Origin of the sequence: Paracoccus sp. (in: a-proteobacteria) (genome assembly GCF_030538495.1) — a bacterium.
Taxonomy (GTDB): domain Bacteria; phylum Pseudomonadota; class Alphaproteobacteria; order Rhodobacterales; family Rhodobacteraceae; genus Paracoccus.
On the sequence record NZ_JAUNTW010000005.1, the window covers coordinates 97,709 to 112,247 of the forward strand.

Sequence of the window (14,539 nt, forward strand, 5' to 3'; positions counted from 1 at the left end):
ATCCGGCCGGGGGATTTTCCGATATGTGATCTGCTGATGGCCCGGTTCGGGCCTGCGATTGGTGATGTAATGACCGAAGAACGCCTGAATCTGTCCGACCTGAAGGCCAAAAGCCCCGCTGAATTGCTGGCATTGGCTGAGGAATGGGAAATTGAAAACGCCTCGACCATGCGGAAGGGCGATATGATGTATTCCATCCTGAAGGAACATGCCGAAGAGGGCTGGGAAATCGGCGGCGACGGCGTGCTGGAGGTGGTTCAGGACGGGTTCGGGTTCCTGCGGTCGACCGAGGCGAACTATCTGCCCGGTCCCGACGATATTTATGTCAGCCCCGATATGATCCGCCAGTATTCGCTGCGCACCGGCGACACGGTGGAAGGCGTGATTCGCGCGCCGGGCGAGAATGAGCGTTACTTTGCCCTGACCAAAGTGGAACGGATCAATTTCGAAGACCCGGAAAAGGCGCGTCACAAGGTGGCGTTTGACAACCTGACGCCGCTGTATCCGAATGAACGCCTGAAAATGGAAATCGAAGATCCCACGATCAAGGACCGTTCGGCCCGCATCATTGATCTGGTCGCGCCGATTGGGAAGGGGCAGCGGTCGCTGATCGTTGCGCCTCCGCGGACGGGGAAAACGGTGCTGTTGCAGAATATCGCCCATTCGATCGAAAAAAATCATCCCGAATGTTATCTGATCGTGTTGCTGATCGACGAACGCCCTGAAGAGGTGACCGACATGCAGCGGTCGGTTCGTGGGGAAGTGGTGTCGTCGACCTTTGATGAACCGGCCAGCCGGCACGTTGCTGTGTCCGAAATGGTGATCGAAAAGGCCAAACGTCTGGTCGAACATAAACGAGATGTTGTTATTCTACTGGATTCGATCACAAGACTTGGTCGGGCGTTCAACACCGTTGTGCCGTCATCGGGTAAAGTGCTGACGGGCGGTGTGGATGCCAATGCCTTGCAGCGGCCCAAGCGGTTCTTTGGTGCGGCGCGCAATATCGAAGAAGGCGGGTCGCTGACCATCATTGCCACCGCGCTGATCGACACGGGCAGCCGGATGGATGAGGTGATCTTTGAAGAATTCAAAGGCACCGGCAACAGTGAGATTGTTCTGGACCGGAAGGTTGCGGATAAGCGCGTCTTCCCGGCGATGGATATTCTGAAATCTGGCACGCGGAAAGAAGAATTGCTGGTTGATTCCAAAGACCTGCAAAAGACGTATCTGTTGCGGCGGATTCTGAATCCGATGGGGACGACCGACGCGATCGAGTTCCTGATTTCCAAGCTGAAGCAGACCAAGACGAATTCCGAATTCTTTGATTCAATGAACGCCTGACGGGGCCGGATATGGATGTGATTTTCGCCGAAGCCTCCCCGCCGGGTCGGGGGGGCGTTTCCGTTATTCGGCTGAGCGGTCGCGGCTGTCGGGCGATTGCTGAGCGGTTGGCGGGGCCTCTGCCGGTGGCGCGGCACGCCTATTTCCGTGTGCTGCGGGATGGGGGCGAGGAACTGGATCAGGCATTGGTCCTGTGGTTTGCCGAAGGGGCGAGTTTTACCGGCGAAGAAGTGGTTGAGCTGCATCTGCACGGAGCGCCTGTGGTCGTGCGCCGTGTTGGCGCGGCGCTGCGTTCGTGCGGTGCGCGGGATGCCGAGGCTGGGGACTTCACCCGGCGCGCCTTTCTGAATGGTCGCATGGATCTGGCCGAGATTGAGGGCTTGGGTGATTTGCTGGCGGCTGAAACCGAGATGCAGCGGAAACAGGCTCTGCGTGCAGCTGGCGGGGCTTTGGCGCGGAAAGCGGATCAATGGCGTGCGGCGTTGATCCATGCCGGGGCGATGATCGAAGTCAGTGTCGATTTTGCCGATGAAGAGGTGCCGGATGATGTGGCGCCCGAGGTTTATGAGCAGTTGGCCGCGTTGCGCGGGGATTTGGCGCGCGAATTGGCGGGTTTTTCTGCGGCGGAACGGATTCGACAGGGGTTTGAGGTTGCTGTTGTCGGGCCGCCCAATGCTGGGAAATCGCAGCTGATCAACCGGATTGCGGGGCGGGAACTGGCCATCGTATCCGATATTGCCGGGACGACTCGGGATGTGATCGAGTTGCGGGCCGATCTTCGCGGCTTGGCGGTGACGTTTTTGGACACGGCCGGGTTGCGCGTGACTGGGGACGATATCGAGGCCATCGGGGTTCAGCGCGCCAAGGATCGGGCGGCGGCGGCTGATTTGCGGATTCACCTGCATCCTGAAGGTGTGCGGCAGGATGATCTGTGGTGTGATGGCGATCTGGTTTTGGTCAGTCAGGATGATGGCGGGGTTCATAACGCGTCTGTGTCATCCGTGAGCGGGCATGGCATCGACCGAATGTTGGATATGGTGTATGATCGGTTGGCGGATCGTGTGGCAGGCGCGGGAATCATCAGCCATGAGCGGCAGCGGGCGGAATTGTCGGATGCCGTCACGGCGTTGAGTGATTTGGATGATTTGCCGGTGGAGTTGCTGGCGGAAAACGTGCGGCAGGCGGCGTCGTCTTTGGATCGGTTAGTTGGCCGGATTGGGGCGGAAGATTATCTGGACGTGATCTTTTCGTCGTTCTGTATCGGGAAGTAGGGATTGTTTCACGTGAAACATTACGACGTCATTGTGATCGGTGCCGGTCATGCCGGGTTAGAGGCCGCAACGGCAGCCGCGCGGATGGGGGCCGACACGCTGCTGATGACCATGCGGCGCGAGGATATTGGCACGCTGTCCTGCAACCCGGCCATTGGTGGTTTGGGTAAAGGCCATTTGGTTCGCGAGGTTGACGCATTAGATGGCGTGATGGGTCGGATCGCGGATCAGGCGGGGATTCAGTTCCGGTTGTTGAACCGGCGCAAAGGGCCAGCCGTTCAAGGGCCGCGCGCGCAGATGGATCGCGCACTGTATCGGCACCATGCGCAAACGATCATTGACGCCTATCCGGGGTTAAGCCTGTGCTATGGTGAGGTTGAAGGACTGATCAAAGACGGCCAGAAAATTCGTGGTGTGCGCCATTCGGATGGACGCGAATTCACAGCATCGGCTGTTATTGTGACGACCGGCACGTTTTTGAACGGCGCCATTCACATTGGTGATGTCAGCCGACCGGCGGGGCGGTGGGGTGACGGGACGGCCCACGGTTTGGCCGCGTCTCTGTTGGGTCTGGGTCTGCCTATGGGACGGCTGAAAACCGGAACACCGCCGCGTCTTGATGGTCGAACGATTGACTGGGATATGTTGGAAACGCAACCGGGCGACGATGATCCGGTGGTGTTTTCCTATCTGAACAGCGCACCATCTGCGCGTCAGATTTCCTGCGGCATCACGCATACCAACGGAAAAACCCATCAGATCATTCGCGATAACATTCACCGGTCCGCGATGTATGGCGGCCATATTTCTGGCCGCGGTCCGCGTTATTGTCCGTCCATCGAAGATAAAGTTGTGCGGTTTGCAGAAAAAACATCGCACCAGATTTTCTTGGAACCTGAAGGTTTGGACGATCCCACCGTTTATCCAAACGGAATTTCAACATCCCTGCCTGCCGATGTGCAGCTGGATTATGTGCGGTCCATCCGTGGATTGGAACACGCCGTAATCCTGCAACCGGGCTATGCGGTCGAATATGATTATGTAGATCCGCGTAGTCTGGACCAGGGTTTGGCCGTTCGTGACATGCAGGGGCTGTATCTAGCCGGCCAAATCAACGGCACAACCGGGTATGAGGAAGCAGCGGCACAGGGGATCGTTGCCGGTATCAACGCGGCCGCACTGGCCTTGGGTCGAAAACCCTATCATTTTAGCCGGACCGACAGCTATATTGGCGTGATGATTGACGATTTGATCACGCGTGGCGTTACCGAACCCTATCGCATGTTCACCTCGCGCGCGGAATTTCGTTTGTCCTTACGTGCGGATAATGCGGATCAACGCCTGACGCCGATTGGAATTGATATGGGCTGTGTGGGTCCGGAACGCACTGATCATTTCAACAACCGTCAAACCACCTACAACAAGGCCCGCAACTATCTCGAATCGGTCTATCTGACCCCCACCGAACTGCAAAAAGCCGGCCTTCAGGTGCGTCAGGATGGGCAGAAACGCAGCCTGTTTACCCTGCTTGGGATGACGGGCATCTTGTTTGATGATCTGGTTCGACTTGTGCCAGAATTGGCGGATTACCCATCCGATACAATCACACAGCTGACGAATGACGCGCTTTACAGCCAGTATCTGACTCGCCAGGATCGTGATGCTGCGGCGATCCGTGCTGACGAAAACATCCACCTGTCGCCCGATCTGAACTATCGCCAGCTGGGCGGCCTGTCCGGCGAATTGGCCACGAAACTGTCAGAACTGCGCCCCGCAACTCTGGCCGCCGCGGCAAAAGTCGAAGGCATGACCCCCGCGGCCCTGTCTCTCTTGGTGGCCGTCAGCCGATCGCGCGAAAAACAACGGGCGTCGTGATGAATGTTTCACGTGAAACAGAGGCGCGCCTCGCCGCATATGCTGCCCTGATCCGCAAATGGAATCCCCGCATCAATCTGGTTGCGCCATCGACGCTGACCAATCTGGAAACGCGCCATATTGCGGATTCGCTGCAAATCGCCACCATCACAGGCCCGGTTTCAGGCCACTGGGTCGATCTCGGTAGCGGCGGCGGTCTGCCCGGATTAGTGATGGCGATTGCCCATGCCGAACATGACATCCGCTTCACCCTGATTGAAAGCGATCAGCGCAAATCCACCTTCCTGCGGACCGTCATTCGCGAACTTGGCCTGAAAAACGCACAGGTCATCGCACAGCGTATCGAACAGGCCGACCCACAAAACGCAGACCACATCAGCGCCCGCGCCTTGGCTTCACTGGCGAATCTGATGCCATTTCTGCACCGCCATATGACGCCCGATGGTCACGCATGGCTGATGAAGGGCGAAAATTGGCAAGCAGAGCTTGCCGAAGCCGCCCAAGAATGGCATTTCCGACATCAGTCATTTCCCAGCCAAACCAACCCATCCGCCGCGATCCTCAAGATAACCAAGGTGTCCCATGTCTGATCCGATGATTGTTGCGGTTGCCAACCAAAAGGGCGGCGTGGGCAAAACAACCACGGCAATCAATCTGGGCGCGGCCTTGGCGGAACAGGGGCATCAGGTGATTCTGATCGACCTTGATCCGCAGGGAAATGCCTCTACCGGTTTGGGCATCGAACAGGACCGCCGCGAACGCACAATCTATGATCTTTTGGCCGGCGATGCCGACTTGCGCGACAGCCTGCAAGACACCGAAATCCCCGGCCTTTTTGTCGTGCCATCCACCCCGGATCTGTCATCGGCCGATGTTGAACTGTCGCAGCTGACGGAACGCACCCGCCTTCTTCGCGAACGCCTGAAACAGGCCCCGCAAAACACCATCGTTTTAATTGACTGCCCGCCCGCCTTGGGGCTGCTGACGGTGAACGCCATGGTCGCCGCGCACAGCGTTCTGGTCCCGCTTCAGGCGGAATTCTACGCGCTCGAAGGGCTGTCGCAACTGCTTGGCACCGTCCAACAGGTGCGTCAGGCCGGAAATCCGAACCTGCGCATCAACGGCATTCTGCTGACCATGGCCGATTCCCGCAATCGCCTGTCCCAACAGGTCGAGGCTGACGCCCGCGCCACCCTTGGCGATCTGGTTTATCCCACCGTGATCCCCCGAAATGTCCGCGTGTCCGAGGCCCCGTCCTATGCCCAACCCGTGCTGCATTACGATCCGGCATCCAAAGGCAGCCACGCCTATCGCCAATTCGCCGCCGAATTTTCCGAACGTCTGAAATTAACGCCCGAGGTAGCCTGATGGCCGATCCCAAACACGCGAAACGCGGCTTAGGCCGCGGTCTGTCGGCCCTGATGTCCGATATTGGCGTAACTGCGCCGGACGCATCGACGCCCGAACGCGCCCTGATCCGTGTTCCGATTGAACAAATCACCGCCAACCCGGACCAACCCCGCCGCCAATTCGACCCCGAGGCGCTGAAAGAACTGGCCGATTCCCTGCGTCAACGCGGCGTTTTGCAACCGCTGATCGTGCGGCCGCACCCGGACGGGCAGGGGCTGTATCAGATCGTCGCGGGCGAACGCCGTTGGCGCGCGGCGCAAATGGCGCAACTGCATGAATTGCCGGTCATCATTCGCGATTTTACCGATACCGAGGTGTTAGAAGTCGCGATCATCGAAAACATTCAACGCGCAGACCTGAACGCGATCGAAGAAGCCGCCTCGTTCCGCCAATTGATGGACCGTTTCGGCCATACGCAGGAAAAACTGGCCGAGGCACTGAACAAATCCCGCAGCCATATCGCGAACCTGCTGCGCCTTTTGAACCTGCCCGATGCCGTTCAGGATATGGTCAAAGATGGCAAACTCAGCGCAGGTCACGCACGCGCTTTGGTCACAGCACCGAATGCGGCGCAACTGGCACGCAAAATCGTGGAAAAGGGCCTGTCCGTCCGCGACACCGAAGATCTTGTTCGCAAACAATCCCAACCCGCCGCGACAGCGCCGAAATCCCCGCGCGTTGAAAAAGACGCCGACACCCGCGCCTTGGAAACCGACCTGTCGGCCCATCTGAAAATGCGGGTGCAGATTAATCATGCCGGTCATGATGGCGGGCAAATTGCGATCCATTACAAAGATTTGGATCAACTGGATCAGATTTGCCAAATCCTTGGCGGCTATCGGTAAAAAGGGCAGGCGCAACGCCTGCCCCCATTTTACGCAACAGAACGCAGCCCCAGCATCGCCCGCGCCTGCTGATAACTGGCAACGGGGCGTTCGTATTTTTCGCACAGCTCAACCGCGCGCCGCACCAGTGCCGCATTGGATGGGGCCAGATGATCGCGATCCAAACGCACGTTGTCTTCTAACCCCGTGCGGGCATGGCCGCCGGCCGAAATCGCCCATTCGTTCAGAACGATTTGCTGCGGCCCAATGCCCGCCGCACACCACTGCGCGCCCTCACCAAACAACCGCCGCACGGTTTTGACATAATAATTAAACACCTCGCGATCCGCAGGCATGGCGTTTTTCACCCCCATCACGAGCTGAACATAGGGTTTGTCCGCAATACGCCCATCCTGCCACATCTTGGCCGCTTGCAGGATATGGGACAGGTCAAACGCCTCGATCTCTGGCTTAACGCCGTATTTGACCATTTCTGACGCCAGCCAATCCACCAAATCCGGCGGGTTTTCGTAAACACGGCTGGGAAAGTTGTTTGACCCGACCGACAGCGACGCCATATCCGGGGCCAGCGGCAACATGCCGCCGCGCGCCTGACCGGCACCGGACCGCCCGCCGGTGGACAGCTGCACAATCATACCGGGACAGTGCGTTTCCAACCCCTGTTTCAACGCGGCGAAACGGTCGGGATCGCTGGTCGGGCGGCCATCATCATCGCGGACATGGCAATGCGCGATTGTGGCGCCAGCCTCGAATGCCTCATGCGTCGATTCGATCTGCTCGGCAATGGTGATCGGAACGGCGGGGTTGTTTTCCTTGGTCGGCAGCGATCCGGTGATGGCAACGCAGATAATGCAGGGGTCAGACATGACCTGTTTCCTTTAGAAAATCAGTGATAATCGCGGCATGGGCCGCAGGCGTTTCGACGCAGGGGATATGCGCCGCATCCGGGATCAGCGCGAAACGCGCACCGGGGATCAGGTCAGCGGTCGCACGGACCAGTTCCGGCGGTGTCGCGCCATCATGCGCGCCCGCGATGCACTGCACCGGCAGGGCCAGACCCGCCGCCGCATCGCGCAGATCGGCACCGGCAATCGCCTCGCAACAGGCGATGTATCCGCCCTTGGGCTGCCGGGCCAACATCCGCGACCACGCCGCATCGCGCCCGGCACGGCGAAATTCAGGCGAAAACCAGCGGTCCATCGTCGGAACCGCGATACTGGCCAACCCTTCGGCGCGGATCATGGCGATGCGGTCCCGCCACATCTGCGGTTCACCGATTTTTGCGGCCGAATTGGAAACCACCAAACCCGCCAACAGGCCCGGATACCGCGCGGCCAGATCCATTCCGATCAGCCCGCCAATCGACAAGCCGACAAAGACCGGACGCGTCAACCGCAGATGCGCAATCAGCGCAGCGGCATCATCGGCCAGCGTAGATATGCGATAGGGACCGTCGTTTTCGCGCGACAATCCATGGCCGCGTTTGTCATAACGCACCAACCGCAGCCCCGCAGGCAGATGCGGGATCAACGCGTCCCACACCCGAAAATCCGTGCCGAGTGAATTGGAAAAAATCAGCGCCGGGGCGTCCTGCGGTCCCTGATCCGCGATGTGCAGATCGGTGCCATTCAATGCAACGGTAAGCATGGCGAAACCTTTCCTGATGATCCCCTGCACAGCCATTCTGCGCAGGGGATAGGATTTTTATTCAGCCGCAACAGGGACTTGCTGGGTCTGGCGGGTATTCGCCATGGCGAACACGATCATCGCCACGGCCGACACCGCCGCCGGGATCGCAAAGATCAAAAAGTTCTCGCGCAGCGGCAATTGTTGCGCCAACAGGAACCCGCCCATGGTCGGCCCGACGATGGCCCCGATCCGCCCCACGCCCGACGCCCAGCCCAGACCCGCGCCACGCACCGACAGATCATAAAGCTGCGCGACACTGGCATAGAGCAGGATCTGCGTCCCAATCGTCGTGGCCCCGGCGACAAAGATCAGCGCGAACAGCAGCCCGGCATTCGGCGCAAATCCGATCATCGCAATCGACAGCGTGGCGATGGCAAAGAACGCAACCACCACACGCGGCAACCCGAACCGATCACCCAGACGACCGCCCATAATCGCGCCCAGCATCCCGCCAAAGTTCAGCGAGAACAGGCTCAGCAGGCTGGCGCGTTCGGCGTATCCGGCTTCTTGCAGCACTTTGGGCAGCCAGGACGACAGCAGGTAAACCAGCAGCAGACAGCAGAAAAACGACACCCACAGCATCATCGTGCGCAGGGTGCGGTTGTGGCGGAACAGTTCGACCACCGACGCGGATTTGCCCTTGGATTCGGTGAACACCAGCTGCGCATCAGCCGGGACGCTGGGGTCGATCTTGGCGAAAATGCGGCGCGCTTCGTCGGTTTTGCCCTGCCGGATCAGAAAGCCCAGCGATTCCGGCAAACGCATCAGCACAACCGGCAACAGCAGCAGCGGCAGCGCAGCGATCCAGAACATCGGTTGCCAGCCAAAGCTGGGGATCAAGCCAATGCCCAGACCCGCCGCGACCATCCCGCCTACGGAATAGCCCGAAAACATGATCGCAACCATCGTGCCACGCAGGCGTTTGGGCGCGTATTCGTTCATCAGCGCCACGGCATTCGGCATCAACCCGCCGCATCCCAGACCTGCCAGAAAGCGGAAAATCTTAAACTGTTCAGGGGTTTGCGCGAATCCGGTGATCACCGTCGCCGTGGTAAACAGGGCAAAACTGATCGCAACGCCCTTTTTGCGGCCAATTTTATCGGCCAGCGACCCGAAAATCAGCGCGCCGAACATCATCCCGAACAACGCCCAGGCCTGCAACGCACCAGCCTGCGGCTTGGTCAGGCCCCATTCGGAAATCAGCGTCGGCAGCACCGTGCCGGCGACAAACACATCATATCCATCCACAATCAGCAGCACGCCGCACAGCGCCACCACCATCCATTGAAAGCGACCGAACGGGCTGCGGTCGATCGCCTCGCTGACATCTATTGTTCGCATTTTGGGTTCCTCCTCCCTTGAAATCAGTGGGGCCGGGCGTCAGCCCAGATCGCCCCCAGCCACCGGCAGGATGCTGCCGGTGATGTAGCCCGCCTCGTCCGACGCCAGAAACAGGATCGGGGCGACCTGTTCGTCGATGGTGCCGTAACGATGCATAAAGGCTGATTGCTTGACCTGCTGAACGGCCTCGGCCATCCACGCCTGTTCCTCGGCCGTATCGCCCGCTGCGTTGCGGGGGATGCGGCGGGGCGGGGCCTCGGTCCCGCCGGGGGCGGTCGCGACGACGCGGATATTGCGGCCCGCCATTTCCATGGCCAGCGATTGCGTGATCGCGTTGATGCCGCCCTTGGCCGCGGAATAGGGGACGCGGTGAATCCCGCGCGTGGCATTGGATGACACGTTCACGATGGTGCCGCCGCCGCGCTGAAACAGATGCGGCAGAACCGCGTGACAGCCATACAGCGTCGGCATCAGCGACCGGCGGATCTCGGCGTCGATCTGATCGGGTTCAAACGCATCAAAGGGCCGCATACGGATCGCGCCACCGACATTGTTAATCAAAATGTCGATGCCGCCGAACTGATCTGCGGCATGGGCCATGGCCGCCGCCGCCCCGTCCCATGTTTCCAGATCCGCGATGAAGCCTATGCCGCCCGCATCTGCCGCAACCTCGGTCACGAAATCGGCGCGGTCCACGAACAGCACGCGGCCCCCTTCGGCGGCGGCGCGGGTGGCGACGTTCAGGCCAATCCCCTGCGCTGCGCCGGTAACGACCAGCACCTTACCGGCAAAGCGTCCGTCAAACACCCGGCCACTCATGCGCTGGCCTTTAACGGTTCGTTCGGCGTGAACTTTTCGTAATGGAAGCTGGCGGGCTGAGCGCCGGTCTGATCCAGATAACCGCGCACCGCGTCCACCATGGCGGGCGGGCCGCACAGATACAGATCGAACCCGTCCGGTTCCAGATCATCCGGCATGTGCTGCGTGACCCAGCCTTTGCGCGGATGGGTGGACGCGTCCTCGGCCACGACGGTGGCATAGGTGAAGCCCGGCAAACGCGCGGTATAGGCGTCGATCTGATCGACCAGCACCAGATCCAGATCGCGCGTGACGCCGTAAATCAGATGCACCTTTTGCGTCGATCCGGCGCGGGCCATGACCTCAAGCATCGACAGGAACGGCGCCAGCCCCGTGCCGCCCGCCAGCATCAGCACTGGACGGTTTGGATCGCGCAAATAAAAACTGCCCAGAGGCCCGGTCAGACCCAGCGGTTCGCCCACCGATGCGCCGGTCAGCCACCGGCTCATGATGCCGCCGGGGATGGTTTTGATCAGAAAGCTGATGCGGTTTTCCCCCGGCGCGTTGCTGAAGGAATAGCTGCGGCTGACGCCTGTGCCCGGCACGTCGATATTGACATATTGGCCGGGCAGGAAGGTGGGCGCCGTGGCGCCCATATCCAATTCCAGAACAAAGGCCGCATCGCCATGCGGCGCGACCCCTGCGACGGTGGCAGCAAAGCGTTGCTGCCCCGTCTTGCAGGCGGTCGATGTGGTGGGGACCGTCAGCACGCAATCGCTGCTGACCCGCATCTGGCAGGTCAGAACCTGACCTTCCGCGGCTTCGTCATCGGTCAGCGCGTCCTCGATAAAGTCATCGCCCAGATCGTAAACCCCGCTTTCGGCGCGGCATTTGCAGGTGCCGCACACGCCGTCGGAACAATCCATCGGCAGGTTGATCTTGTGACGATATGCGGCATCCAGAACCGTTTCGCCGGCGTTGCAGTCGATGATGCGCGTCACCCCGTCTTCGAAATTCAGCGCGATGTTATAGCTGGACATGGCCCCCTCCCTTGGGTTGTCCGGCGGTCAGACGTGGTAAACGTCGATGACCTGCCGGATATAGTCGTTTTTCAGGACGATCTTTTTCGACGAAATCAGCAGCCCGTCGCCATCCCGGCGCAGCGTGACAAACATGGTGCCAAAGAACTGGTCCGTGGTGTTGTAACGCTGGTTCATCGTGTGGAAATTGTAACGGACATCCACATGATCGCCGCGATCCTCGATCACCTCGACATTGGTGACGGAATGGCTGGTGCGGGGTTCGGGGGTCGATGCGCCGGATCGTTCGGTTTCGATGCGGAACACGCGATCCTCAAGCCCGTCGCGATTGGGGTAATACATCAGCGAAATTTCCGATTGCGGATCTTCGGTGATGGCGTCGTTGTCATCCCATGCGGGCATCCAATAGGTCACGTCGGGGGCGTAACAGGCCAGCCAGTCATGCCATTGGCGATCGTCCAACAGGCGCGCTTCGCGATACAGGAAAGCGCAGATGGTTTCATAAGACAGGCTCATTCCGCGGCCTCCTTGGGCTTGCGTTCGTCATCCAGTGCGGCCAGCATCACCTGCTGCCAATAGGCGTGCTGACGGACAAACAGGCCTTCATCCTCGGACCGTTCGCCGGACAGTTGCGGGTTCAGACCCATGCGCTTGGCGTTGTCATCGGGGCCGTCGATCCACAGCGGCGCACCGCGCGACATATCGTTCCACAGCGCGGCGGTCCCCATATAGGCCGTCTGACAGGACCGGAATTCTTCCAGATCGTCCGACGTCCCCATGCCGGAGACGTTAAAGAAATCCTCATACTGACGGATGCGCATGGCGCGGTTTTCGGCGCTTTCGCCTTTGGGGGCGAAACAGAAGATGCTGACTTCGGTCCGGTCCACGCTGATCGGGCGGATGACACGGATTTGCGTGGAAAACTGATCCATCAGGAACACGTTGGGATAGAGACCCAGATTCCGCGTTTGACCGACGATGAATTCCGCACGATCCGCGCCCACACGGGCGGCGATTTCGTCGCGCTGCGACCAGACCGGGCGCACCTCGGGGTTCATCGCATTGGTCCACAGCAGGATATGGCCGTGGTCGAACCCGTAAACGCCAGCGACCGATTTCGACCAGCCGGATGCGTCAACGGCCTTGGTGCCTTCTTCTTTGCGGCGGCCCATCGTCGCCTGATAGTTCCAGTGGACCGAGCTGACGTGATACCCGTCGCAGCCATTTTCCATCTGCAACTTCCAGTTGCCGTCATAGATATAGGACGAATTGCCGCGCAGCACCTCCAGCCCGTCAGGGGCCTGATCGGCGATCTGGTCGATGATGACCTTGGTTTCGCCCAGATAATCGGACAGAGACGGCGAATTGGGGTTCAGGCTGCCGAACAGAAATCCGCGATAGCTTTCAAATTTCGCCACGCGCGTCAGATCATGCGATCCGTTGGTGTTGAACTGATCGGGATATTTGCTGGTCCGTTCGTCTTTGACCTTTAACAGCTTGCCGGTGTTGGAAAAAGTCCAGCCATGGAACGGGCAGGTAAAGCTGCCTTTGTTGCCATGTTTGCGCCGGCACAGCATCGCGCCGCGATGGGCGCAGGCATTGATGACCGCGTTCAGCGTGCCGGTTTTGTCGCGGGTGATGACGACGGGCTGACGCCCGATCCAGGTGGTGTAATAATCATTCACGCTGGGGATCTGGCTTTCATGCGCCAGATAAACCCAGTTCGATTCAAAGATGTGCTTCATCTCCATCTCGAACAGGTCGGGATTGGTGAAGATATCGCGGCGGCAACGGAAGGTGCCGGTTTCGGGGTTGTCCTCGACCGCATTGGCCAGCAGCTGGCCCAAATCGCGGGATGTGTCGATGATCGCAGACATGGTTTCTCCTTGCAGGGGTCGCGGCTTGCGCCCCTGTCTGATGTCGGTGATTGTCGGGTGACGGGTGTGGGGCGGGGCGGTCAGGCGGCCGCGCGACGACGCTGTTCGTTGATCTGGTTGTCCACACCATCGACCAAGGCGGTCAGATAGATGTCGAATTCGATTTCAGCGAACGGACCGTTCAGATTATTGGCATGGATGCTTTCGTCATCCGAGCATTCGACGACCGCCGGAACCAGACCTTCGCGGGTGGCATAAGCAAAGTCATCGTCAATCAGCGGATCGCCTTCGATATTGATCTGGGTGGTCAGTTTGCGGTGGTTCGCGTCGCTGACAAAGAAATGGATATGCGCCGGACGCTGGCCGTGACGCCCCAAAGCTGTCAGCAGTTTTTCGGTCGGGCTGCCCGGCGGCACGCCATAACCCGACGGCAGGATCGACTGGAATTTGTAACGCCCATTGTCATCGGCAATGATCGTGCGGCGCATGTTGAAATCCGCCTGTTGGCCGGTCGGGTCGAAATGCGAATAAAACCCGCGCGTGTCGCAATGCCACACCTCGACCTTGGCGCCGGGCAGAGGCTTGCCATCCGCGCCATGCACCACGCCGTGCATGATCAGCGTCTGACCCTCGGCCGCGCCATCGTCCAGACGGGCAAAGCCCACCGATTCCGGCGCACCGGCGACATAGAGCGGCCCTTCGATCGTGCGCGGCGTCGGGTTTTCGATGCCCAGTTCCGCGTCGATCGCGTCCAGCCGTTCGTCGATAAAGTGGTCCACCCCCAGACCCGGCGAAATCAGCCCGGCCTGACCCGCCGCGCCCAGATCGTTCAGCCACGCAACGCCGGTCCAGTATTCGTCGGGGGTGATGTTCAGGTCGTCAATCGCCCGGAACAGATCCGACATCAGACGGTGGGTGATTTCCTTCATCCGGTCATTGCCGGATGCGCTGTTCAACCCGCTGAGTTCGCGCAGAAATTCCTGCACATCGGGGCGGTCAAAGATCTTTGCGGTCATGGTATCTCCTCCTTGGATGACCTTATGGGTGGCGCG

At 59.8% G+C, this 14,539-nt stretch carries 14 protein-coding genes; 6 read left to right on the forward strand and 8 right to left on the reverse strand.

The genetic code is table 11. The features are described from left to right. Nucleotides 1-69 precede the first annotated feature (69 nt). The 6 genes from rho to Q4G20_RS06175 are packed head-to-tail and all read left to right on the forward strand — an operon-like array spanning nucleotide 70 to nucleotide 6,742. Entirely contained in the window at nucleotides 70-1,341 is a 1,272-nt protein-coding gene (gene rho, locus Q4G20_RS06150) for a transcription termination factor Rho (RefSeq protein WP_303342528.1), read from the forward strand. A gap of 11 nt (nucleotides 1,342-1,352) precedes the next feature. Beyond that, nucleotides 1,353-2,612 (forward strand): tRNA uridine-5-carboxymethylaminomethyl(34) synthesis GTPase MnmE, encoded by a 1,260-nt coding sequence (gene mnmE / locus Q4G20_RS06155; RefSeq protein WP_303342531.1) that lies wholly within the window; start codon nucleotides 1,353-1,355, stop codon nucleotides 2,610-2,612. Between the two features lie 12 nt (nucleotides 2,613-2,624). Further along, a complete protein-coding gene (gene mnmG / locus Q4G20_RS06160) occupies nucleotides 2,625-4,487 on the forward strand; it encodes a tRNA uridine-5-carboxymethylaminomethyl(34) synthesis enzyme MnmG (RefSeq protein WP_303342532.1) in 1,863 nt (620 codons plus the stop codon). Beyond that, nucleotides 4,487-5,077 carry a 16S rRNA (guanine(527)-N(7))-methyltransferase RsmG gene (gene rsmG, locus Q4G20_RS06165; RefSeq protein ID WP_303342533.1) on the forward strand — a complete coding sequence of 197 codons (591 nt, stop codon included), beginning with the start codon at nucleotides 4,487-4,489 and terminating at the stop codon, nucleotides 5,075-5,077. Before mnmG ends, rsmG begins: the two co-directional genes overlap by 1 nt. Further along, nucleotides 5,070-5,855 carry a ParA family protein gene (locus Q4G20_RS06170; protein ID WP_303342534.1) on the forward strand — a complete coding sequence of 262 codons (786 nt, stop codon included), beginning with the start codon at nucleotides 5,070-5,072 and terminating at the stop codon, nucleotides 5,853-5,855. The genes rsmG and Q4G20_RS06170 overlap by 8 nt, the downstream gene beginning before the upstream one ends. Further along, nucleotides 5,855-6,742 (forward strand): ParB/RepB/Spo0J family partition protein, encoded by an 888-nt coding sequence (locus Q4G20_RS06175; protein ID WP_303342535.1) that lies wholly within the window; start codon nucleotides 5,855-5,857, stop codon nucleotides 6,740-6,742. Before Q4G20_RS06170 ends, Q4G20_RS06175 begins: the two co-directional genes overlap by 1 nt. Nucleotides 6,743-6,771: 29 nt before the next feature. Here Q4G20_RS06175 and Q4G20_RS06180 read toward each other — a convergent pair whose 3' ends face one another. The 8 genes from Q4G20_RS06180 to catA all read right to left on the reverse strand — a co-directional run bounded on the left by Q4G20_RS06180 (nucleotide 6,772) and on the right by catA (nucleotide 14,503). After that, nucleotides 6,772-7,608, reverse strand: a complete 837-nt coding sequence (locus tag Q4G20_RS06180; protein WP_303342536.1) for a 3-keto-5-aminohexanoate cleavage protein — start codon at nucleotides 7,606-7,608, stop codon at nucleotides 6,772-6,774. Beyond that, on the reverse strand, nucleotides 7,601-8,389 hold the full coding sequence (pcaD, locus tag Q4G20_RS06185) for a 3-oxoadipate enol-lactonase (RefSeq protein WP_303342537.1): 789 nt from the start codon (nucleotides 8,387-8,389) through the stop codon (nucleotides 7,601-7,603). The genes Q4G20_RS06180 and pcaD overlap by 8 nt, the downstream gene beginning before the upstream one ends. Nucleotides 8,390-8,446: 57 nt before the next feature. Next, nucleotides 8,447-9,772, reverse strand: a complete 1,326-nt coding sequence (locus tag Q4G20_RS06190; protein ID WP_303342538.1) for an MFS transporter — start codon at nucleotides 9,770-9,772, stop codon at nucleotides 8,447-8,449. 39 nt (nucleotides 9,773-9,811) lie between these two features. Then, nucleotides 9,812-10,591, reverse strand: a complete 780-nt coding sequence (gene benD / locus Q4G20_RS06195) for a benzoate diol dehydrogenase BenD (protein ID WP_303342540.1) — start codon at nucleotides 10,589-10,591, stop codon at nucleotides 9,812-9,814. Then, complete coding sequence (gene benC, locus Q4G20_RS06200) at nucleotides 10,588-11,610, reverse strand: benzoate 1,2-dioxygenase electron transfer component BenC (protein ID WP_303342541.1); 1,023 nt, start codon at nucleotides 11,608-11,610, stop codon at nucleotides 10,588-10,590. The genes benD and benC overlap by 4 nt, the downstream gene beginning before the upstream one ends. A 27-nt stretch (nucleotides 11,611-11,637) precedes the next feature. Further along, complete coding sequence (gene benB, locus Q4G20_RS06205; protein WP_303342542.1) at nucleotides 11,638-12,126, reverse strand: benzoate 1,2-dioxygenase small subunit; 489 nt, start codon at nucleotides 12,124-12,126, stop codon at nucleotides 11,638-11,640. Beyond that, a complete protein-coding gene (locus tag Q4G20_RS06210) occupies nucleotides 12,123-13,487 on the reverse strand; it encodes a Rieske 2Fe-2S domain-containing protein (protein WP_303342544.1) in 1,365 nt (454 codons plus the stop codon). The genes benB and Q4G20_RS06210 overlap by 4 nt, the downstream gene beginning before the upstream one ends. An 80-nt stretch (nucleotides 13,488-13,567) precedes the next feature. Then, nucleotides 13,568-14,503 carry a catechol 1,2-dioxygenase gene (catA, locus tag Q4G20_RS06215; protein ID WP_303342545.1) on the reverse strand — a complete coding sequence of 312 codons (936 nt, stop codon included), beginning with the start codon at nucleotides 14,501-14,503 and terminating at the stop codon, nucleotides 13,568-13,570. Between the last annotated feature and the right edge of the window lie 36 nt (nucleotides 14,504-14,539).

What these genes read in the sequence shown, in the direction of transcription:
- Q4G20_RS06190 (WP_303342538.1), bottom strand. Translation starts at nt 9,772, where the DNA reads ATGCGAACAATAGATGTCAGCGAGGCGATCGACCGCAGCCCGTTCGGT.
- benB (WP_303342542.1), bottom strand. Translation starts at nt 12,126, where the DNA reads ATGAGCCTGTCTTATGAAACCATCTGCGCTTTCCTGTATCGCGAAGCG.
- benC (WP_303342541.1), bottom strand. Translation starts at nt 11,610, where the DNA reads ATGTCCAGCTATAACATCGCGCTGAATTTCGAAGACGGGGTGACGCGC.
- Q4G20_RS06180 (WP_303342536.1), bottom strand. Translation starts at nt 7,608, where the DNA reads ATGTCTGACCCCTGCATTATCTGCGTTGCCATCACCGGATCGCTGCCG.
- Q4G20_RS06175 (WP_303342535.1), top strand. Translation starts at nt 5,855, where the DNA reads ATGGCCGATCCCAAACACGCGAAACGCGGCTTAGGCCGCGGTCTGTCG.
- rho (WP_303342528.1), top strand. Translation starts at nt 70, where the DNA reads ATGACCGAAGAACGCCTGAATCTGTCCGACCTGAAGGCCAAAAGCCCC.
- Q4G20_RS06210 (WP_303342544.1), bottom strand. Translation starts at nt 13,487, where the DNA reads ATGTCTGCGATCATCGACACATCCCGCGATTTGGGCCAGCTGCTGGCC.
- catA (WP_303342545.1), bottom strand. Translation starts at nt 14,503, where the DNA reads ATGACCGCAAAGATCTTTGACCGCCCCGATGTGCAGGAATTTCTGCGC.
- benD (WP_303342540.1), bottom strand. Translation starts at nt 10,591, where the DNA reads ATGAGTGGCCGGGTGTTTGACGGACGCTTTGCCGGTAAGGTGCTGGTC.
- pcaD (WP_303342537.1), bottom strand. Translation starts at nt 8,389, where the DNA reads ATGCTTACCGTTGCATTGAATGGCACCGATCTGCACATCGCGGATCAG.
- mnmE (WP_303342531.1), top strand. Translation starts at nt 1,353, where the DNA reads ATGGATGTGATTTTCGCCGAAGCCTCCCCGCCGGGTCGGGGGGGCGTT.
- Q4G20_RS06170 (WP_303342534.1), top strand. Translation starts at nt 5,070, where the DNA reads ATGTCTGATCCGATGATTGTTGCGGTTGCCAACCAAAAGGGCGGCGTG.
- rsmG (WP_303342533.1), top strand. Translation starts at nt 4,487, where the DNA reads ATGAATGTTTCACGTGAAACAGAGGCGCGCCTCGCCGCATATGCTGCC.